The following is a 19,404-nucleotide window of genomic DNA, read 5'->3' as shown; positions in this document are numbered from 1 at the left end:
TGGCCCGCCGCGCGGCCGCCGCAGCGACGCGGAACCGCGCGGCACATCCAGGAGGTTTCGCATGATCCTGCGATTGATCCCCGGACTTGTGACTGTCCTGATCGGCATTCTGCTGGTCGCGGTCGTGGTCCCGAATGGCATCGACGATCCGGGCTTCACCCAGCCCCATTCGCTCGCCCCCGGCGACTTTCCAACCCACCTCGCCTGGCTGGTGCTTATCACGGGGCTGCTTCTGCTAGCCTTCGGCGCGCTGGGCGCTCCCACCGAAGCTGTCTCGCCCGGTGAGATCCGTGCCGCGCGGGCGCTGCCCTTCGCGGCGGCGCTGCTTGGCTTCGTCCTGCTGATCCCGGTGATCGGCATCGAGGCCGGCACCTTTACCTTTACCCTAGCGCTGTTCGTCTTCACGGCGGATATCGGCTGGGGGAGAGGGCTTGCGGTTGCGGCGGGCTTTGCCATCGCCATCCACATCATTTTTATCGAGCTTGCGGGTGTTCCCATGCCTAGCACGCTGCGACTGCTGTTCTGAGGAGCGCGCATGGAACACTGGGCCAGCGTCTTCTCCATGATCCTCGACTGGAAGGTTCTGATCTTCCTGCCGCTCGGGGTGATCATGGGGGCCATCATCGGCGCAATTCCGGGACTGACGATCACCATGTCGATCTCGGTCCTGCTGCCATTCACCCTATTTCTTGACCCTCTTCCCGGTCTCGTTCTGATCTTCGGGATCTCCAAGGGCGGGCTGTTCGGCGGTTCGATCTCGGCGATCCTGCTCAACGTACCCGGCACGCCGGCGGCCGCCTGCACGATGCTCGACGGTTATCCCCTGGCCCGCAAGGGTCGCGCCGGAGAGGCGCTCGACACAGCGCTCTGGGCCTCTTTCCTGGGCGACCTGATCTCGGTTCTAGCGCTGATCCTGCTGGCCGGTTCGCTGGCGCAGCTGGGCCTGCAGTTCGGCCCGGTCGAGCTCTTCGCACTGATCGTCTTCTCGCTGACGGTGATTGCAGCAATCTCCACCTCGGGACTGTTGCGCGGCATCGTCGGCGGGCTGCTTGGCCTGCTCGCTGGCACCGTCGGACTGGACCTCGTCTATGGCTCGGAGCGCTTCACCTTCGGCTCGGCGCATCTCTATGACGGCATCGCCTTCATGCCGCTGCTGGTCGGGCTCTTCGCGCTACCCGATATCCTGATGTTCTACTTCGGGCGAAGGCAGCCGAGGTCTGGCGCGGGCAAGCTGGCAGAGGGCGCCTCGCGCCGGCTGTCGATGGCCAACTTCCGAATGGTCCTGCCGACAATCCTCAAGGGCGGGGGTATCGGCGTAATTCTCGGCGCGATCCCCGGCATCGGCGCGACCGCCTCGACCTTCGTGGCCTATGCCGAGGCGCGCCGGTCCGCGCCGGACCGAGAGGAGTTCGGCAAGGGCGCGCTCTCGGGCGTTGCCGCCGCCGAGAGCGCGAACAGCGGCACCGGGGCCTCGACCCTGATCCCGCTACTGGCTTTGGGCATTCCCGGCGATATCGTCGGCGCAATGCTGCTGGGCGCTTTCTACTTCCACGGCCTGGCGCCGGGGCCGTTGCTCTTCGCCAATGACATGGACTTCATCCACGCGCTCTACATCACGCTGATCGTCTCCTCGGCAATCGTTTTGGTCGTTGGTCGCTATGGCACGCGCTACATCCAGCGCATCGTCGAAGTGCCGCGCGACGTGCTGTTCCCAGTGGTACTAGTGCTGACGGTGATCGGTGCCTTTGCGATCTCGAATTCGATCTTCGACGTCTGGGTGATGCTGGTCGCCGGGGCCGTGGGTATTGGATTCCGGGCGCTGCGCATTCCCGAGGCTGCCTTCCTGATCGGCTTCGTGCTCTCGCCGCTGCTCGAGAACAACATGCAGCGGGTGCTGATCATCTCCAAAGGGGACTACGCCGCGTTCTTCGACAGCTACCTCGCGCTGCTCTTCTATGCCGCGACCCTGGTGGCGATTGTCGGGCGGTTTGCGATGCCTGCCTTGAAAGAGCGCCGCCTCCGGCAAAGGACGAGCTGACGCACCACAATCACTGCAGTTTCCCCGACGGGGCGGTTCGCCGCCCCGTCCTTGCTGGAAGGTCACCGGTATATCGCGGCGGAAATCATGACATGCCGGCCGCAAGCAATAGCAAACCCTGAAAGGTCAAACAGAATGCAAGCCCACGACACCAAACTGTTTATCAACGGAGAGTGGCGACCGGCCTTGTCCGGAGAGACGATCGAGGTTGTCAATCCTGCCACCGGCCGTCGGATTGGCGCCGTGGCCAAGGCCGCGATCGAGGATCTCGACCTGGCGCTCTCCGCCGCCGAGCGGAGCTTCCTGGCCTGGAAGGTATCGTCGCCGCTGGAGCGGTCGAAGATCATGCAGCGGGCGGCCCAGCTGCTGCGCGAGCGTGCCGGGGAAATCTCCGAGTTAATGTCGGCGGAACAGGGCAAGCCCCTGGTGCAGTCCAGGGCCGAGGCGATGTCGGGAGCCGACATCATCGAATGGTTCGCGGAAGAGGGTCGCCGCTCCTATGGCCGGGTCATCCCGTCCCGTGTGCCGGGCGTGACCCAGTTGACGGTCAAGGAGGCGGTCGGACCAGTGGCGGCCTTCACCCCGTGGAACTTCCCGATCAACCAGGTTGTGCGCAAGGTCTCTGCGGCGCTTGCCGCCGGGTGCAGTATCATCGTCAAGGCTCCCGAGGAGACCCCGGCCTCGCCTGCCGCGCTGATCAGATGTTTCGCCGATGCCGGCATTCCGGCCGGTGTGCTCAACCTCGTCTACGGCGACCCGGCGCAGATTTCGGAATACCTGATCCCGCATCCGGTGATCCGCAAGATCTCCTTCACCGGTTCGACGCCGGTAGGGAAGATACTTGCCGGCATCGCGGGGCAGCACATGAAGCGGGCAACCATGGAACTTGGCGGCCACGCCCCGGTTCTGGTGTTCGATGACGCCGATGTCGATGTTGCGGCGGCGACGCTCGCGGCGACCAAGTTCCGCAATGCCGGGCAGGTCTGTGTCTCGCCGACCCGCTTCCTCGTCCAATCCGCCGTCGCCGATCAATTCATCGACAATTTCGTCACCAGGGCCGAGGCGATGAAGGTCGGCCCGGCCACCGATCCGGCGAACGACATGGGGCCGCTGGCCAACGAACGCCGCATCCCGGCGCTCGAGCGCATGATCGGTGATGCCGTAGACCGCGGCGCCAAGCTCCGCACCGGCGGTCGTCGGGTCGGCAACGAGGGCTGGTTCTTCGAGCCGACGGTACTGACTGACGTTCCGGTGGACGCCGTCATCATGAACGAGGAGCCCTTCGGGCCCGTCGCCGTGATCAACAGGTTCGATAACGATGACGATGCATTCGCCGAGGCGAACCGGCTGGCTTATGGCCTCGCCGCTTATGCATGGACAGGATCTTCTGCGCGCGCGCAAAGGCTGCAGGATCAAATTCAATCCGGGATGCTGACGATCAATCATGTCGGCCTGGGCCTGCCCGAGGTGCCGTTCGGCGGCATCAACGACAGCGGGATGGGAACAGAAGGCGGCGCTGACGCTCTCGACGCCTATCTCCAAACGCGGTTCATAACGCGCCTGGGGTGATACTGGCAGTCAGATAGTCCCCTAACGCGCTTCATTGCGCTGGTCAGACCAAGTTGCGATCGGCGGCCGCGTTCTTTCCAGAGCCGTGTTCAGATCTGATCTAACCCTAATTGAGAGCCGAGCAAGCTGGGCCACTATTTCTTCCGCGACAATAATGGAAGCCTTGTTCGTGGTGGTCTCCGGCGAAGGAGACCACCGATTCTGGAAAGCATAATCGGCGACCCCGACGCCAGATGACGACCTCGACATTGAAATTGCGGCTATGCAAGTTTCGCGAAGCTACGTACATCCACGCCATCAGATAAAACAATCGAGCGATCTTACATGCGGGCTTCGAATTGTTCCGCGGATGTATTCAGCCCTGCCAAACGGTAAGTGCTCACTTCATAGTTCGTCCAGCAAACCGTCTGTTGCCCGTCGCAGCAGGGCGACCCATTTACGCAGAACATCGATCTCGTTGGTGCGGGCGCCATGAACATAGCTGCCATTGCGGGCGCCCGGCGGTGCGCCACCACGAGCACCATGCATCCGGCAGACGGACCAGCCTCTGACAGCGGGTGCACGACATGGTTCGCCGGTACGCTTGCTGTGTGCGGTACACCTTGGAGCAGCATGGGCGCTTTGCATGGGGTTGGCGGTCATTTGGCGCGGCGCCCCCCACTGTCGGCCATATTCGCCACGATCGCTTGCCCTCCCTCATTCACCGTCACGTGCTCGATGCGCATGGTCTGGGTGGGGCCGGACTTAAGGCGACGCCAGGCTTCGAGCTGCTTGGTGAACGTCGTGTTCGTCCCGTTAAGCAGCTTGCCCAGCGCAATATTCAGTTCAGATTTGTTGTCCGCGTTTAGGTGGAGTGAGATGCGCGCCGACGCGAAGTGGGTCATGACAAGTTGCTGCAGCAGCATGCTTTCCAAAGCCGAAGTGGGCTTCTCTTCAGCGCTGATTGCCCCCATGAGTGCCCGCTCCGGTCCGGGTTCCAGACCGAGGCTCATGAGGCCAGTCGCGAAGAGGGCACATGCGGCCTCAGAAGTTTCGGTTCCGAACATGTGCTTGAGGTCCTCAAGCGGCGGCATGACAAACGTCTTCATCTCCGTGGGCGCGGGATAGTCCAAGACCATCCGCTCAGACGATTTGACTTGCGTCACGTCAGACGGCTGTTCGTCTTGCTTTTTGGCTTTGGTGGTGGGGGGCATTTGAGTGCGATCTCCGATGTCAGATGGGAAAGTTTGATCCGGGTAGGCGCAAACACTGGTGTGGAGGACCCGGTTTCGGGGGAGCCAGCTCAGGCGGCCGCTACGCCACCACGGCTTGGACACCTGCTGCGCTCCACCATCCCCCTATAGGGGGTGGTGGAGCGGGCGTTCCTAGAGTCACCGTCACCGCAACCTGTTTGAGCATCAGATGCTGCCCATAGACCCAGGGACGTGGCGGAATGCTGGCCGGGTCGCGATGAACAATCGCTGTCGGCAAACGCTCCGGGACAACGCGCGGGATTTCCGTAGGATGTGCCGCCAACTGATCTACCATGCCCGCAAAATCACGCATTGTGCCGCTTCTCTCTCGATACGTATTCGAGAAATTTCGCTTGCCGGGCAGGCGACATCTTCTTGAAGCTAGCCAGGCAGTACGCTTCCAACTCAGCCGGCTCTGCCATGTCCGCCCAGTATGTCGCTTGGTCCTTGAAGCTGAAGAGGGGCGCCTGTGGCTGCCCTGCGCCTTGGATAAGGGCCAAATGAGCCGTCTCCACAGCTGTGTCGCCGCCAAGGGCCCTCAGGGACATGAAGGCCAGAAGCTCGAGTACAACTTTATCTAGGCTGGTCCCCATTTCCAACCGCAGTTCCAGCCATGCGTCTGGCGTGCAAAGTATGAGCGCACGTTCGAACAGCCGAATGGACGGCTCATGCTGCTCTTTCCACCCCATCGGCGTGTTCTGAATGTGGTGCGTGACGCCACGCTTGACGTCGGGCGGAACGTCGAAATCTTCAATGATGGTCGCCGAGTGTGCCTGCCACACTTGGCAATGAGTACAGTCCGAGTTTACCAGCTCGGTGTCTTTGCAGCTCATAAGTTGCTCCTTGGAAATTGAGCGCAAGGAATCGTTCCACCTACCACTGGTAGGTGGATACTTTCTCTGCGAAGGGGAGGTGGGGCCTTAGTTCAGCCTGGTGGCTGGGAAGCGTCCCCAAGATCTGGCTCTTGGTACACAGCCTGATTCCGATTGCTCAGTATTAGCTGCTCGACATCTTCTTGCTGCCGAGGCCCAGGCTGCTCAGCGCCGTGTCGATTTCGGTTTCCACCCAATAGAGGCGGCCACCCAGCTTGATGGGGCCCGGCAGGCGGCCCTCCTCGATATCCTTGTAGATCGAGGAGCGGGCGCGCCCGCCGAGTTTGGCGCGCAGGTCGTTGAAGTTGAGGTAGTGCATTGTCTTGTCCCAAAGTGAATGACGACACCTCAATTTGACTGAGGCTGCCTCGAACCAATCATAGGGGGACCATCTTTAGAGGGGGGGGAAGTCTGAAATTTATCCTATCTATTTCAATGCATTGGTTGTGCCGTGTGCGTCTTGCAGGTGCTGTGCCGCCGGCACTGTTCGGTGCAATCCGGCGGTTAGCGCCGGTTCTTTCTTTTCGCGGCGCATGACGGCTTGGGATACGATCCGGCGAGCGCAGTGTTCAGAAGCGTGAAAACCTCTCCGAGGGTCATATCTATCAACGCGCACCATCGGTTGACGTCCATATCGTCGACGCTGGCAATACCCAGAATGCGGGCCGGACGGCCGACGTTGACGGCCAAATTACTTGTGATGACGGACTACTCGCGGCGGCATCGGATCGTTCGAGAACGCATCAGCAAGGGAAATTCGACGCAAAGGCACCGCAACAATTTCTTCCGGAACTCTCACAAGCTTCACATCGAGAGTGGGGCATTTTTGTTCTATGAAACGTTGAAAACTCTTCGCCAAGCCTAAAGCCTTTTCGGCTACGAAAGCATCATTGGGCAGACGTTCTATGAATTTATTCTCGGTGTGGTTGAGCGTCCATACGGCCGCGATATAGTGCGAGACACTCTTGAAGTTCCGCCAACCTTTCCGAACATCATCGATCTCGCGAGATATTGCATCCCCATGCTGCCTCCAAATTTCTGAGAGCTCCCCATGAGATTTGATCCTGCCACCGGATTTTCTGTGAGCGTATGAGTGGCATGCAACGCGTGACTGAGCCTCAGACAGAGAACTTACACGAGCTTCGAGCTCGGAGCTTCTCCAGAGCTCTTTCAGGATATTCCCTGCATAGCCTCGCATTCTGAGTTTTTTGCGCGCACGTCTATCCCTGCGTTGAGCAGCGTCAGCGCCATCTTCCGCTACGAGCGCTTGGTATTCACGCCAAATGTCATCTGGACTGCTAGCCAAGGTTGCCGCAAGGACCATGAAGCCAGGGTACGCAATGTATCCCCCGCTGAGTTCGCGGATCGGCAAGAACATGTCAGCCATTTCAATTCGTGACCTTCTTCACTCAACCTTTGCAGAAGAAACATGGTCAGCCCAACGTTCCAACAGTGCTCGACGTTGTTCCAAGAAATCGGTTCGTCGGTAGGCACGCTCAACTGAGGTCCCGGTGACGTGCGCCAACATGGTTTCCGCGACCTCGTTGGGAGCGTTTGTCTCTTCTGCCAGCCATGTCCTGAGACTGGAACGAAAGCCGTGCGGACGCTCAGCCATGCCCCGTCGTTCCATTAGGCGCGCCATAGTCGCATCGGAGATTACGCCCTTCTTGAATGAGGGGAAAAGGTACCCTTGCCTCATGAAGGGTTTCGCCAAGTCGACCACGCCCAGCGCCTCGCGCGAAAGTGGAACACGGAAATCGGCAGTTCGATCTCGACGGCCCTTCATCCCTTCGCCTGGGATCGTCCAGATACCATCCTCAATCTGATCTATATGAAGGAAGCGAACTGGACTCGAGCGTACACCTGTCAAAATAAGGAATCTGAGCGCCAAATGGGTGATGGTAGGCTCTGCCAGACTGGCATAGAACTCCGGCACCTCCGACCAATGCAGAGCGGGAACGTTTTGGGGTTTGTGCCGAGACTTCCCCAGAAGCGCCTTGGCTTTCTCCGTCGCCTGTAGGTCCACGTTTAGTCCCAGCGCTGCGCCATGACGCAGCACAATGCCGAGACGATTTAGAGCCTTGCGCGCCGTATCCGCCTTTTCATGCCAGATGGGGGACAGGGCTGCCTGGATGTCCCGTTGGTCAATCTCCTCAATCGGAACCTGACCGAGCTTGGGCAACACATGAAGTTCCAAAGGAGAGAACCAGCGCCCTGCTTTGCCGTCACCTTTCAGTTCTGCTTTCTTGGCTTCAAACGCTTCCTCCGCGACAATTCGTAGTGTGTTGTGGTCGCGGGCGCGTTCGCGGTTTTGCCGTTCTCGCTCTTTGATGGGGTCCACGCCCGAGGCGGCGATCGCGCGCCAATGATCAGCGGCATCTCGCGCCTGTTTCAGCGACACGCTATTGAGCCCGCCGAGCCCCATTTCACGACGGCGACCGTGTACGGTCACACGCAGCATCCACTGCGCACCACCATCAGCTCGCTTGACCAGCCACAGCCCCGTACCGTCGTTGTGTTTTCCAACTGGCGCTGACTTCACGAATGAAGCCGCCAACTTGTGCTTTGCCACTAGATTTCATCCACCTTTTTATCCACCCCAACATATCGGATAGCATCGGATAGAACAAGACGGCAACGGGCCGTTTGCTCCATAAAAAACAGGCGAAAAGCTACAAACCACTTCAACCTCGGGCAACAATATATAGATGTCGGATGCCTCTCCTGGGCACCATGCGAAACCCAATATCGCATCGTTATCAGGCACTTGTGTGACCGCGAACAGCGGTTCGCTCCTCATGGTGCGCCCCTGCTGGTTCTCGATTGGATCGCCCTTCCGCCGGAATCACGGTTCGGTCTGGCGAATGGCTGTCCGCCAGATCCTCTCCATCATGCGGAACTCGCAATCTTGCCCAGAGTGCGCGCGTTTTTGGACCCGACCAGAACGCTTTTGATGACCGTCCGAGGGCATTTCGCAGCTCTGCTGCCTGGATACTCTCCCGAGCCTGACAACGTGGGTCAATGAAGACTCCACATGTGCTTCATCAATACGAAGCGCGGCTCCATCCTGCACCATCCGAACCGATGACCCGATGTGGCAGGTGCATGACATCCTCCGTGGAAATCGACCGGATCGAGAAGCGTTACGGCGCGACGACGACGTTACACTCATGGCTGGATGTGCAGCCGGGCGCGTTCATGACCCTGGCCGGCCCGTCGGTTTGCGGCAAGTCGATCCCGTTGCGCATCGTTGTCGGGCTGACCCTGCAAACCAAGCGGCAGCTCGATGCTGCACGCTAGATCGGCCGTCGGCGGAAGGGGCGGGCCATCTCGACCTGCCGGGCGGCCTGCAGCACCAGCGCGTCCGAAGCCAGCGGGCCGACGATCTGCGCGCCGACCGGCAGGCCTTCGGGCGTCTGGTGCACCGGCAGCGCGATGGCCGGCAGGCCGCTGGCGTTGAAAGGCGATGAAAAGGGGCTGAAATCGAACAGCTTCTCCAGGAACCCTTCGAGATCGCTCGATGTCATCGGCAGCGACTTGTGCGGCAGCGGCGGCGTGGCCGTGGCGGGCGTCACCATCAGGTCGAAGCGGTCGAAATAGGCGGCCAGTCGGCGCGCCTCGCGGTTGATGACCGCCGTGCGCATCAGGTGATCGGAGAGCGAAACGGTGCGCGAATAGCGCAGCGCGGCGCGGGTCATCGGTTCCAGCCCGGCGAGTTCCTCGTCGCGCAACTCGCCCGCGCCGGGATAGAGGCCGGCGAGCGACGCAAGCAGCACGCGGATCATCGCGTCGGTCAGGGCGTGCACGTCGAAATCGGGGCGCGCCTCCTCGACCTCGTGTCCGAGATCGGCCAGCAGCGCGCCGGTCATCGCGGCGGCCTCTGCGCAGACGGCGTCGACCGGCGTGCCGTCAAAGCGGGTGGTCACCAGCCCGATGCGCAGCTTGCCGGGCGCCCGTTCGATCAGCGCCTCGAAGGGTTCGGTGGGCTTGGGCGTGAAATAGGGCGCACCGCTGTCCGGCCCGGCGGTCACGTCGAGGATCGCCGCACTGTCGCGCACGCTGACCGTCACCGCGTGTTCATGGCTGATGCCGTGGTTCGGGTCGCCGCGATGCGGGCCGAAGGGGTTCAGCGCGCGGCTTGGCTTGAAGCCGACCAGCCCGTTGAAAGCGGCCGGGATGCGGATCGACCCGGCGCTGTCGGTGGCATGGGCCGCCGGCATCATGCCGCTGGCCACCGCCGCCCCGGCGCCGCCGCTCGACCCGCCCGCGCCGCGTTCGGGGTCCCAGGGGTTGCGTGTCAGGCCCCAGGCGGCGCTGTCGGTCTCCATCGTCAGGCCGAACTCGGGCGAGGCGCTGCGGCCGAGAAAGCCGAAGCCCGCCGCGCGCAGGCGGCCGACCAGTGTGGAGTCGAAATCGAAGACCGTGCCCTTGAACCGCTCGGACCCGTTGGAGAGCGGCAGCCCCCGCACCGGCGCGTGCAGGTCCTTGATGAGATAGGGCATCCCGAGGAAGCGCGGGGCCTCGCCCTGCGCCTCGCGCGCGGCCAGCGCGTCGAGCGCCTCTTCGAACTGCATCACCACCACCGCGTTGACCCGCGGGTTCTGCGCCTCGATCTCGCGGATCGCGGTTTCGAGCACCTCGCGCGGCGCGAGGTCGCCCTTGCCGACCAGCGCGGCCAGTCCGACCAGGTCATGCCCGATCCATTCTTCGCGTGTCAGCATCTTCAGTCCTCCAGGGGCAGCCCGCCGCCGCCGGTCACGATGTTCAGAAGGGTGGCGTCCTCCTCCGAGACCGAGATCAGCGCGTGGCCCATCCCGGCGTCGTAATAGGCGCTGTCGCCGGCCTCGAGCCGGATCGGCGCGTAGAGGTCGGAATGCAGCTCGACCGCGCCGGTGAGGACGAAGACCAGCTCTTCGCCGGGGTGCGTCACAAGCTGTTCGAACTCGGCGACGGTGCGCGCCTTGACCACGACAACGGTGGCGTCGATCAGCTTCTGCTTGAGGCCCATCGCCAGCGGTTCGTAGATATAGGTCGAGGCGTCATAGCCGACCCGGTCGGCGGCGCGGGTCACGTCGAGCCGGCCCATCACCTGCACCGGGCGCTTGCCGATCGGCTTTTCGCCGTCGAGCAGGGTCGAAAGGTCGACATCCAGCCCGCGCGCCAGCTTCAGCAAGCCGTCGAAGGTGGGCGAGAGGTTGGAATTCTCGATCTTGGAGATGGTGGAGCCGGCCATCCCGGCCCGTTCGGCCACCTGTTGCAGCGTCAGCCCCTTGCCCCGACGCAGCGCGCGCACCTTCTCGCCGAAAGCGGCCAGGGAGTCCGTCGGGTTTTCGTCTTCGCTCTTCGGGGACATGAATATTTCCCTTCGGAAATTTATTGCTTGACATATTGCGTATACGAAAGAGACGATCCCGGCAAGGAGTATCGGGATGTCCTTCGGTCTGATCATCGCCTTCATCGCCCTGGGCATCGCCGGCGGGGTGGCGATCAGCTATGTCGCCGGTTCCGCTGCCGTGCTCGCCTTCCTGGCCAGCGGCTATGGCAATTACCTCGCCATCATGCCACAACGGATCTTCAGCCAGATCGACGTCTTCACCTTCCTGTCGATGCCGCTGTTCATCCTGGCCGGAGAGCTGATGACCCGGGGCGGCGTGACCGGCGCGCTGATCGACCTGGCCATGCTGATCGTCGGGCGGCTGAAGGGCGGGCTGGGCTACGTGAACATCGCGGCTTCGGTCTTCCTTGCGGGCATCTCGGGCTCGGCGGTGGCCGATGCGGCGGCGACCACCAAGACGCTGGTGCCGGCGATGGTCCACCGGGGATATCGGCTCGACTTCGCCGCCGCGCTGACGGCGGCAAGCTGCGTGATCGGTCCGATCATCCCGCCCTCGATCGTGATGATCTTCTACGGCGCGCTGATGAATGTCTCGGTCGCGGCGATGTTCGCGGGCGGCATCGTGCCGGGGCTGCTGATGGCTCTGTTCCTCTTCGCCTACAACGCCTGGTGCGCCCGGCGCGAGGATCATCCGGGCGGCGCCGGGGTGGTGCTGCCGCCCGTGCGCGCCACCATTGCGCGGGCCTTGCCGGCGCTGCTGATCCCGGTGGTGATCGTCGGCGGCATCGTCTTCGGCGTCGTCACCCCGACCGAGGCGGCTGCGCTGGCGGTGGCGATCACGGTGGTGCTGGTCTTCGCCTATCGCCTGATGGACCGCGACCGTCCCGCCGCGGCCTTCCGCCACCTCCTTGCCGAAGGCTCGCGGGCGGTTGAAGGCGCGGTGATGCTGACCGGGTCGATCTTCATGATCCTCTTCGCCGCCGCGATCTTCGGCTATCTCGTCGGCATCATGCGGCTGCCCGAGGGCATCGCCACGATGGTGACGACGCTCGACCTAACCGCCACGACCTATTTCCTGCTGGCCAGCGCCATCATGTTTGCCGCCGGCATGGTGATGGACGTGACCATGGCGCTGGTGCTGATGGTGCCGGTGCTGATCCCCGCGGCCATCGCCGCAGGGGCCGACCCGGTGCATGTCGGCGTGGTCAGCTGCCTGAACCTGACGCTGGGCCTGATCTCGCCGCCCTTCGGAGGCATCCTCATGGTGGTCTCGGCCGCGGGCGGGCTGTCCTACCTGCGGCTGTCGCTGGCCATCCTGCCGTTTCTCGCGGTGCAGGTCGCCCTGCTGCTGCTGCTGATCCTCGTGCCCGAACTGACGCTGGCGCTCCCGCGCCTGCTGGGCCTCGTCAATTGAAAGACCGATAGAAAACAAAGGGAGTTCGACATGTTTGATCTGAAGAAAACTGCCTCGGCCATTGCCCTCGGGCTGGCGCTTGCCGCGCCCGCCGCCGCGCAGGAGGTGCGCATCGCGGTCCAGTGTCCGGCCGTCCCGGCCTGTTCGGACTGGGTCTATGCCGAGGATTTCGCCGCCGCTCTGCGCGAAGGCGGCATGGAGGCCACCGTGTTCGCCGGGGCGAGCCTGGGAAAGGATCCCGAGATCGTCGACCAGCTGTCGCAGGGCCTGCTGCAGTTCGGCGTGACCAACTTCGTGATGATCGCGCAGGTCGACCCGCGCATCCTCGGCTTCCTCGCGCCCTATGTCTTCGAGAAATCCAGGCAGTTCTTCCGGGCCACCCAGGACGTCGAGAGCCCGATGCTCGACGACATCCGCACCAAGATGCAGGCGCAGGGCGTGATGATCGCCGGATTGCCCGGCCTCGGCGGGCAGATGGGCCTGTTCAACGCCAAGAAGGACGTCGCCTCGGTCGAGGATCTCACCGACCTGCGGCTGCGCGCCATCGACGCCAACCAGGTCAAGCTGTTCGAGGCCTGGGGCACCCAGGGCGTGGTGGTCGACATGCCGGAATTCGCCGGCGCGGTGCAGCAGGGGATCGTGGACGGATACTTCAACCCGCCCGCCGTGCCGCTGATCTTCAAGCATACCGAGTTCCTGACCCATTTCACCGATCTCAAGGCCGGCACGCCCTTCCGCGCGGCGCTGATGTCGGCGGATTGGTACGAGGGCCTTGGCGACGACCAGAAGAAGGTGGTCGACGGGGCGGTCGAGACGGCCAACGCCAAGAACCGCGAATGGACCTACGCGGCCGAGAAGGCCGAGCTGGGAGCGCTCGAGAAGGCCGGGGTCAAGGTCGTCACGCCCTCACCCGAGGCGCTGGCCGAGTTCAAGCGCCGCAGCCAGGAGGTCTGGGACACGCTGATGCCGCAGGGCTCGGTGGCCGACATGCAGGCGCTGGCCGACGCCTCGAAGGAATGAACCGGATCGAACGGCTGAGCGCGGGGCTGGACAGGGTCTGCCTCGCGCTGGCCAAGGCCGGTCTGATCGGGATCGCGCTTGTGATCCTGCTCCAGGTGGCGGCGCGCTATGGAATGCGCAGCCCCTATGCCTGGACCGAGGAACTGGCGCGCTACCTGATGGTCTGGAGCGGGTTGCTCGGGGCCACCTGCGCTTTCCGGCGCGGGCTCGATCCGGTGATCCTCTCGGTCGACGCGGCCTCGTCGCCGGGGATGCAGCGGCTGGCGCGGGTGATGCTGGCGCTGGCGGTGGTGATCTTCCTCGCGCCGACGCTGCACTATTCGGTCTTCGGGCCGGGCTTCAACATCGAGCGCGGCTTTCTCTGGCGCGGCGCGGGGCGGAATTCGCCGGGCCTGGGCCTCAACATGGCGCTGGTCGGCGCGGTGATCCCGATCACCTGCCTGATCATCCTGACACATTGCGCGGCGCGGGTATGCGGCCCCTTCGCGCCACGGAAAGGCATCCCGGAATGAAGGTCATCACCGCCCCGCAGGTGCTCGGGCGCATCAGCGTCGCCGAACTGGTCCCGGTGATGGAGCAGACCATGCGCGACGTCTCGTCGGGTTCTGCGCTGCATCCGCCGCGTTTCGCCATCCCGATCAACGAAGCGGGGCGGATGGGGCTGATGTACGGCGCCCTGAGCACGCCGGCCGTGCATGGCGTCAAGGTGCTGAGCCTCTACCCCGAGGCCGCGAAACACGGCTTGTCGAGCCACCAGGGCTTCGTTCTGCTGTTCGAGAGCGCGCTGGGCAAGCCTGTTGCGGCCATCGAGGCCGACGCCCTGACCGCGCTGCGCACCGCCGCCGTCTCGATGCTGGCAACGCGGGAACTTGCCCGGCCCGATCCGCGTGACTTCACCATCTGCGGCGCGGGCGAGCAGGCGGAATGGCACCTGCGCGGGATACTGGAGTGTTTCGCGCCCGAGGAGATCCGCCTCTGGGCCCGCCGCCCCGAGGCCGCCGCCGCGCTGGCGGCGCATTTCGCGGATGCGCCCTTGCGGATCGTCGCAGACCTCGGCGAAGCGCTGAAGGGCGCGGATGTGGTCACCACGACCACCTCGGCCCGTGCGCCATTCCTGCCGGGGGCGCTGCTGGAGCCGGGGCAGCACATCAACCTCGTCGGCGCCAGCCTCGCCGACACGCGCGAGGTGGATGACGCGGGCGTGGCCCGGATGGCGATGTTCACCGACTCGCTGGAGAGTTCCAGCCGCGAGTCGGGCGAGATCCTCGGGGCGAAGGCCTCGGGAGCGATCCCGGCCGATTTTCCGGTTCACGAGATCGGCGCGGTGCTGGCGGGCCAGGCGCCGGGGCGCAGCGATGCCGGGCAGATCACCGCCTACAAGTCGCACGGCCTGATCGCGCAGGATCTCGCCGCCGGCTGGCATATCGCGCAGCAGCTCGGCTGATCCGGCGGCTCAGCGCGGCGTCGGCGAGCCGACATAGGCCCCGGCCCCCAGCGCGACCTGCAGCGTCGCCCAGTCGACCGCCATCGACTGGATCCCGGCGGCAAGGCCGAGGCGCGCGGTTTCCAGCGAGCGGTCGGTGTCGAGCAGGTCGAGCAGCGACAGCGCGCCCTGTTCGTAGGACTGGCGCGAGAGTTGCAGCGCGCGGGCATAGGCCTCGACCGAATTGCCGAGCAGACCGACGCTCTGGCGGTCGCGGACCCAGCGGCTGTTGGCGGACTGCACGTCCTCGACCGCGCCCAGAACGGTGCTGCGCCAGCTGATCTCGGCCTGTTTCGCGGCCGAGATGGCGGCGTCGCGGCTGGCGCGCAGCGCGGGTTGCTTGAGGATGGGCAGCGTCAGCGTGGGGCCGAAGCTCCAGGTGGTGTTGCTGGTGCCCGACACGCTGCCCGAGAGCGAGATCGAGGGCCGCAGGTTGGACTCGGCGACGCCGACGGCCGCGGTGGCCGACATCAGCGACATCTCGGCCGAACGCACGTCGGGCCGGTTGCGCAGCAGGTCGGCGGGGATGCCGACGCCGCCCGAGCCGCGCGGGCGCGGCTGGGCGCGGCCCTTGCGCATCTGCGCCAGTATCGGGTCGGCGGGTTCTCCGAGCAGGGTGGCGATGGTATAGACCCGCGCCAGGAAATTGGCCTCGAGCGTGGGAATACTGGCCCGCGCCGCGTAGAGCAGCGCCCGGACCTGGGCGAGGTCCAGCTCGGTCGCGGAGCCGGCGTCGAATTTCTGCTGCGTGATGCGCAGCGTCTCTTCGCGGCTGGCGATGGTGCCGCGGGTCAGGGCGAGCGACTCCTGGTAATAGCGCGCGTCGATATAGGCCCCGATCAGCGCCGCGAGATAGGCCAGCCGCGCTGTGCCCTCGTTGGCCTGCGCCGCGCCGAGGCTGGCTTCGGCCCCTTCGCGCGAGCGGCGGATGCCGCCGAAGAGGTCGAGCACCAGGCCCGCGGACAGGGCCCGGTTCTGGCTGGTGGTGGAACTGGTGGTGTCCGACCCCGCCTTGATCGACGAGGCCGACAGCGCACCGCTGATCGCGGCGGGCAGGCCGGTGCCGCGCAGGTTGGCCTCGGCGGCGCGAATGCGCTCCATCGCGCCGGCGATGTCGAGGTTCTGCCGCAGCCCGCGTGCCACCAGCTCGTTCAGCATGGCGTCGTTGTAGCCGGTCCACCATTGCCGGGTGGCGATCTCGCCCAGCTGGCTGGCCGTGGCCTCGGTGAATCGCGCGGCGAGGGCCATCTCGGGCTGCTTGTACTGCGGGCCGACCGTGGTGCAGGCGGTGGCGAGCAGCGTCACCGCGAGGAATACTGGTTTCAACGGGTCAACTCCGCGATTTGGCGCTGCGCGTGAACAGCCGGCGCACGCTGACATAGAAGGCCGGGATCAGGAAGACCCCGAGCACGGTGGCCGAGAGCATCCCGCCGAGAACGCCGATGCCAATGGAATTCTGCGCCGCCGCCCCGGCCCCGGTGGCCACCGCCAGCGGCAGGACGCCGAGGATGAAGGCCAGCGAGGTCATCAGGATCGGCCTCAGGCGCTGCCGCGCGGCCTCGATGGTGGCGTCGAGCAGGGACATGCCCTTTGCCTGCAGCTCCACCGCGAATTCGACGATCAGGATGGCGTTCTTGGCGGCAAGCCCGATGGTGGTGAGCAACCCGACCTTGAAGTAGACGTCGTTCGACTGGCCGAGGAACTTGGCCGCCGCGAGCGCGCCGAGGATGCCCACGGGCACGGCGAGGATGACGGCGAAGGGCACGGTCCAGCTCTCGTAGAGCGCGGCGAGGCAGAGGAAGACCACCAGCACCGAGATGGCGTAGAGCATCGGCGCCTGCGAACCGGACAGGCGTTCCTGGTAGGAAATGCCGGTCCAGGCCAGGCCATAGCCGCCCGGCATCTCGGCCACGAGTTCGGCCATCGCGTCCATCGCGTCGCCCGAGCTGACGCCCGGTCCGGGTTCGCCCGAGAGCTGGAGCGCCAGGGTGCCGCCGTAGCGGGCCAGCGAGGAGGGCACGCTTTCCCAGTTCAGCGTGGTGAACGACTGGAACGGCACCATCTCGCCGCCGGTGTTGCGGGCGGACCAGCGGAAGACATCCTCGGGCTGCATCCGGTAGGGGGCGTCGCCCTGCACGATCACCGGGCGCAGGCGGGTGCCCATCTGGAAATCGTTCACCTCGCTGCCCGAGAAGATCGTGCGCAGCATCCCGTTCACCGTCGACAGGGTCAGGCCATAGCTCGACGCTTTCTGCCGGTCGATGTCGATGCGCAGTGCGGTGCGGTCGGCGTCTTCGTTGCCGCGCATGTTGGCGACGCGGCCGTCGGCCGGGGCGGCGGCGACAAGATCGTTCGCGGCGGCGCGCAGGGCCTCGATCCCGCGCCCGCTTTGGTCAAGGAGATACATCTGGAAGCCCGAGGTCGAACCCATGCCGCTGATCGCCGGCGGCTGCACGACGCGCACGGTGCCCTGCCGGTTGGTCTGCATGAAGTGCATGTTGGCGCGCTGGGCGATGGCGGCGGCCGACAGGCGGTCGTTGCCGCTGCGCTCGTCAAAGTCCTTCAGCTTGACGAAGAGCATGGCGGTGTTCTGCGCCGAACCCGAGAAGCTGAAGCCGAGCGAGGCAAAGGTCGATTCCACGCCGTCGGGTTCCTCGTTCAGCAGGTAGTCCTCGACCTTCTGCACCACGTCGAGCGTCTGCGCCGTGGTGGAGCCGTCGGGCAGGCGGATGATGGTCATCAGCACGCCCTGGTCCTCGGGCGGCAGGAACGACGAGGAGATCTGCGTGAACAGCACCCAGACCAGCCCGCAAACCGCCGCCAGCGCTGCCAGCGCGGCGAAGGGGCGTTTCAGGATCCGCCGGTTGGCGCCGAGATAGCCGCGGGTCATGCGGTCGAAACCCCGGTTGAACCAGCGTGCCGGTGCGATGCCCTCGCCGTGGCGGCGCGGTCGCAGCAGCGATGCGCAAAGCGCCGGGGTCAGGATCAGCGCGACGAAGACCGAGAGCGCCATGGCGGTGACGATGGTGACCGAGAACTGCCGGTAGATGATCCCGGTCGAGCCGGACATGAAGGCCATGGGCAGGAAGACCGCCGAGAGCACAAGGCCGATGCCGATCAGGGCCGAGGTGATCTGGTCCATCGACTTCTCGGTCGCCTCGACCGGGCCGAGGCCCTCTTCCTCCATCACCCGCTCGACGTTCTCGACCACGACGATGGCGTCGTCGACCAGCAGGCCGATGGCCAGCACCATGGCGAACATGGTCAGCGTGTTGATCGAATAGCCAAAGACCGAGAGCACGCCGAAGGTGCCGAGCAGCACCACCGGCACCGCCAGTGTCGGGATCAGCGTGGCGCGCCAGTTCTGCAGGAACAGCAGGATGACGAGAAAGACCAGCACGATCGCCTCGATCAGCGTGTGCATCACCTTCTCGATCGAAAGCTCGACGAAGGGCGAGGTGTCATAGGCGTATTCGATGCTCACCCCTTCCGGAAAGCTCGATTGCAGCCCGTCGAGTGTCTCGCGCACCAGCGCGGCGGTCTCGACCGCATTGGCCCCGGTGGCGAGGTTGATGCCGAAGCCGGCGGCGTTGTGGCGGTTGAAACGGCTGTCGCCGCCATAGCTCTGCTGCCCGATCTCTATGCGGGCGACGTCGCCCAGACGCACCTGCGCGCCGGCTGCGTCGGTCTTGAGCAGGATGTTGCGGAAGTCGTCGACCGTCTTGAGCTGGCTCTGCGCGGTCACGTCGACGGTGAATTGCTGCGCCGGGGCGGCCGGGCCGGAGCCGAGCGCGCCAACCGCCACCGTGGTGTTCTGCGCCTGCACCGCCGCGGTGATGTCGGAGGGCGTCAGCGCATAGCGGAACAGGCTGTCGGGATCGAGCCAGATGCGCATGGCATAGCCCGATCCGAAGGTGTTGATCGAGCCGACCCCCTCGATCCGCTGCACCGGCCCCTCGACGCGGGAGTCGAGCATGTCGGCCAGTTCGATGGTCGAATATCGGTTGTCCTCGCTGACCAGCGCGCCGACCATCAGGATCGAGGTGGACGACCGGTTGACCCGCACACCCGCCGTCTGCACCGCTTCGGGCAATTGCGACAGGATCAGCTGGACCTTGTTCTGCACGTCGCTTTGCGCGGTGTCGGGGTCGATGTCCTGTTCGAACACCAGGCTGATCGAGGCGGTGCCCTTGCCCGAGGAGGAGGTCATGTAGATCAGCCCGTCGAGGCCGGTCATCGCGTCTTCGATGGTCGAGGTGACCGAGTTCTGCACCGCCTCGGCCGAGGCGCCGCTGTAGCTGGCCGAGATCCGCACCGTGGGCGGCGAGACCTCGGGGTATTGCGAGATCGGCAGCGTGGTCAGGCCAAGCGCGCCGGCCAGCATGGTGACGATGGCAAGCACCCAGGCGAAGACCGGGCGGTGGATGAAAAAGCGCGCCAT

The 19,404-nt window shown here is 64.6% G+C and carries 17 protein-coding genes; 8 read left to right on the top strand and 9 right to left on the bottom strand.

Annotation, left to right across the window (positions count from 1 at the left end; genetic code table 11):
• Nucleotides 1-61 precede the first annotated feature (61 nt).
• The 3 genes from IE266_RS19825 (at nucleotide 62) to IE266_RS19815 (ending at nucleotide 3,607) form a co-directional block, all read left to right on the top strand.
• Nucleotides 62-526: a tripartite tricarboxylate transporter TctB family protein gene (locus tag IE266_RS19825; protein WP_189681857.1), complete on the top strand. Its 465-nt coding sequence runs from the start codon at nucleotides 62-64 to the stop codon at nucleotides 524-526.
• Nucleotides 527-535: 9 nt separating this feature from the next.
• Entirely contained in the window at nucleotides 536-2,038 is a 1,503-nt protein-coding gene (locus tag IE266_RS19820) for a tripartite tricarboxylate transporter permease (protein WP_189681856.1), read from the top strand.
• 135 nt (nucleotides 2,039-2,173) lie between these two features.
• Entirely contained in the window at nucleotides 2,174-3,607 is a 1,434-nt protein-coding gene (locus tag IE266_RS19815) for an NAD-dependent succinate-semialdehyde dehydrogenase (RefSeq protein WP_189681880.1), read from the top strand.
• Between the two features lie 638 nt (nucleotides 3,608-4,245).
• On the opposite strand, the gene IE266_RS19810 is transcribed toward IE266_RS19815, so the two are convergent.
• From IE266_RS19810 to IE266_RS19790, 5 genes are all read right to left on the bottom strand, one after another.
• Nucleotides 4,246-4,800 carry a hypothetical protein gene (locus IE266_RS19810; protein WP_189681855.1) on the bottom strand — a complete coding sequence of 185 codons (555 nt, stop codon included), beginning with the start codon at nucleotides 4,798-4,800 and terminating at the stop codon, nucleotides 4,246-4,248.
• 344 nt (nucleotides 4,801-5,144) lie between these two features.
• Entirely contained in the window at nucleotides 5,145-5,672 is a 528-nt protein-coding gene (locus IE266_RS19805; protein WP_189681883.1) for a hypothetical protein, read from the bottom strand.
• A 163-nt stretch (nucleotides 5,673-5,835) separates the two neighbouring features.
• A complete protein-coding gene (locus tag IE266_RS19800; protein WP_189681854.1) occupies nucleotides 5,836-6,030 on the bottom strand; it encodes a helix-turn-helix transcriptional regulator in 195 nt (64 codons plus the stop codon).
• A 372-nt stretch (nucleotides 6,031-6,402) separates the two neighbouring features.
• Nucleotides 6,403-7,098, bottom strand: coding sequence for a hypothetical protein (locus IE266_RS19795; RefSeq protein ID WP_189681853.1), 696 nt, complete (start codon nucleotides 7,096-7,098; stop codon nucleotides 6,403-6,405).
• 18 nt (nucleotides 7,099-7,116) lie between these two features.
• Nucleotides 7,117-8,283 (bottom strand): tyrosine-type recombinase/integrase, encoded by a 1,167-nt coding sequence (locus IE266_RS19790; RefSeq protein ID WP_189681852.1) that lies wholly within the window; start codon nucleotides 8,281-8,283, stop codon nucleotides 7,117-7,119.
• A gap of 545 nt (nucleotides 8,284-8,828) precedes the next feature.
• Here IE266_RS19790 and IE266_RS19785 point away from each other — a divergent pair.
• Nucleotides 8,829-9,011, top strand: a complete 183-nt coding sequence (locus IE266_RS19785; protein ID WP_189681851.1) for a hypothetical protein — start codon at nucleotides 8,829-8,831, stop codon at nucleotides 9,009-9,011.
• Here the strand turns inward: IE266_RS19785 and IE266_RS19780 are convergent.
• Both IE266_RS19780 and IE266_RS19775 read right to left on the bottom strand, forming a co-directional pair.
• The gene (locus IE266_RS19780) at nucleotides 9,008-10,432 is read right to left on the bottom strand and encodes an amidase (protein ID WP_189681850.1); all 1,425 of its coding nucleotides are present in this window, start codon (nucleotides 10,430-10,432) and stop codon (nucleotides 9,008-9,010) included. The two genes, IE266_RS19785 and IE266_RS19780, sit on opposite strands and share 4 nt — an antisense overlap.
• A gap of 2 nt (nucleotides 10,433-10,434) precedes the next feature.
• Nucleotides 10,435-11,064, bottom strand: a complete 630-nt coding sequence (locus IE266_RS19775; protein WP_189681849.1) for a helix-turn-helix domain-containing protein — start codon at nucleotides 11,062-11,064, stop codon at nucleotides 10,435-10,437.
• Between the two features lie 76 nt (nucleotides 11,065-11,140).
• Between IE266_RS19775 and IE266_RS19770 the strand changes: the two genes are divergently transcribed.
• The 4 genes from IE266_RS19770 to IE266_RS19755 are packed head-to-tail and all read left to right on the top strand — an operon-like array spanning nucleotide 11,141 to nucleotide 14,924.
• On the top strand, nucleotides 11,141-12,460 hold the full coding sequence (locus IE266_RS19770; protein ID WP_189681848.1) for a TRAP transporter large permease: 1,320 nt from the start codon (nucleotides 11,141-11,143) through the stop codon (nucleotides 12,458-12,460).
• A 30-nt stretch (nucleotides 12,461-12,490) separates the two neighbouring features.
• The gene (locus IE266_RS19765; protein WP_189681847.1) at nucleotides 12,491-13,480 is read left to right on the top strand and encodes a TRAP transporter substrate-binding protein; all 990 of its coding nucleotides are present in this window, start codon (nucleotides 12,491-12,493) and stop codon (nucleotides 13,478-13,480) included.
• Nucleotides 13,477-13,992, top strand: coding sequence for a TRAP transporter small permease (locus IE266_RS19760; protein WP_189681846.1), 516 nt, complete (start codon nucleotides 13,477-13,479; stop codon nucleotides 13,990-13,992). Before IE266_RS19765 ends, IE266_RS19760 begins: the two co-directional genes overlap by 4 nt.
• Nucleotides 13,989-14,924, top strand: coding sequence for an ornithine cyclodeaminase family protein (locus IE266_RS19755; RefSeq protein WP_189681845.1), 936 nt, complete (start codon nucleotides 13,989-13,991; stop codon nucleotides 14,922-14,924). The genes IE266_RS19760 and IE266_RS19755 overlap by 4 nt, the downstream gene beginning before the upstream one ends.
• A gap of 9 nt (nucleotides 14,925-14,933) precedes the next feature.
• Here IE266_RS19755 and IE266_RS19750 read toward each other — a convergent pair whose 3' ends face one another.
• Both IE266_RS19750 and IE266_RS19745 read right to left on the bottom strand, forming a co-directional pair.
• Nucleotides 14,934-16,289: an efflux transporter outer membrane subunit gene (locus IE266_RS19750; RefSeq protein ID WP_229864312.1), complete on the bottom strand. Its 1,356-nt coding sequence runs from the start codon at nucleotides 16,287-16,289 to the stop codon at nucleotides 14,934-14,936.
• Nucleotides 16,290-16,293: 4 nt separating this feature from the next.
• Nucleotides 16,294-19,404 carry a multidrug efflux RND transporter permease subunit gene (locus tag IE266_RS19745; protein ID WP_189681843.1) on the bottom strand — a complete coding sequence of 1,037 codons (3,111 nt, stop codon included), beginning with the start codon at nucleotides 19,402-19,404 and terminating at the stop codon, nucleotides 16,294-16,296.

The sequence above is a fragment of the Seohaeicola zhoushanensis genome, assembly GCF_014656415.1.
Classification (GTDB): Bacteria; Pseudomonadota; Alphaproteobacteria; order Rhodobacterales; family Rhodobacteraceae; genus Seohaeicola_A; species Seohaeicola_A zhoushanensis.
Note: the sequence above shows the minus strand (reverse complement) of the source record. Positions and strands in the feature narration are given on the sequence as shown.

Bases quoted from the DNA above. Each gene is read 5' to 3' on its own strand.
- IE266_RS19825 (WP_189681857.1), top strand. From the start codon at position 62: ATGATCCTGCGATTGATCCCCGGACTTGTGACTGTCCTGATCGGCATT.
- IE266_RS19820 (WP_189681856.1), top strand. From the start codon at position 536: ATGGAACACTGGGCCAGCGTCTTCTCCATGATCCTCGACTGGAAGGTT.
- IE266_RS19815 (WP_189681880.1), top strand. From the start codon at position 2,174: ATGCAAGCCCACGACACCAAACTGTTTATCAACGGAGAGTGGCGACCG.
- IE266_RS19810 (WP_189681855.1), bottom strand. From the start codon at position 4,800: ATGCCCCCCACCACCAAAGCCAAAAAGCAAGACGAACAGCCGTCTGAC.
- IE266_RS19805 (WP_189681883.1), bottom strand. From the start codon at position 5,672: ATGAGCTGCAAAGACACCGAGCTGGTAAACTCGGACTGTACTCATTGC.
- IE266_RS19800 (WP_189681854.1), bottom strand. From the start codon at position 6,030: ATGCACTACCTCAACTTCAACGACCTGCGCGCCAAACTCGGCGGGCGC.
- IE266_RS19795 (WP_189681853.1), bottom strand. From the start codon at position 7,098: ATGGCTGACATGTTCTTGCCGATCCGCGAACTCAGCGGGGGATACATT.
- IE266_RS19780 (WP_189681850.1), bottom strand. From the start codon at position 10,432: ATGCTGACACGCGAAGAATGGATCGGGCATGACCTGGTCGGACTGGCC.
- IE266_RS19775 (WP_189681849.1), bottom strand. From the start codon at position 11,064: ATGTCCCCGAAGAGCGAAGACGAAAACCCGACGGACTCCCTGGCCGCT.
- IE266_RS19770 (WP_189681848.1), top strand. From the start codon at position 11,141: ATGTCCTTCGGTCTGATCATCGCCTTCATCGCCCTGGGCATCGCCGGC.
- IE266_RS19765 (WP_189681847.1), top strand. From the start codon at position 12,491: ATGTTTGATCTGAAGAAAACTGCCTCGGCCATTGCCCTCGGGCTGGCG.
- IE266_RS19760 (WP_189681846.1), top strand. From the start codon at position 13,477: ATGAACCGGATCGAACGGCTGAGCGCGGGGCTGGACAGGGTCTGCCTC.
- IE266_RS19755 (WP_189681845.1), top strand. From the start codon at position 13,989: ATGAAGGTCATCACCGCCCCGCAGGTGCTCGGGCGCATCAGCGTCGCC.
- IE266_RS19745 (WP_189681843.1), bottom strand. From the start codon at position 19,404: ATGGCGCGCTTTTTCATCCACCGCCCGGTCTTCGCCTGGGTGCTTGCC.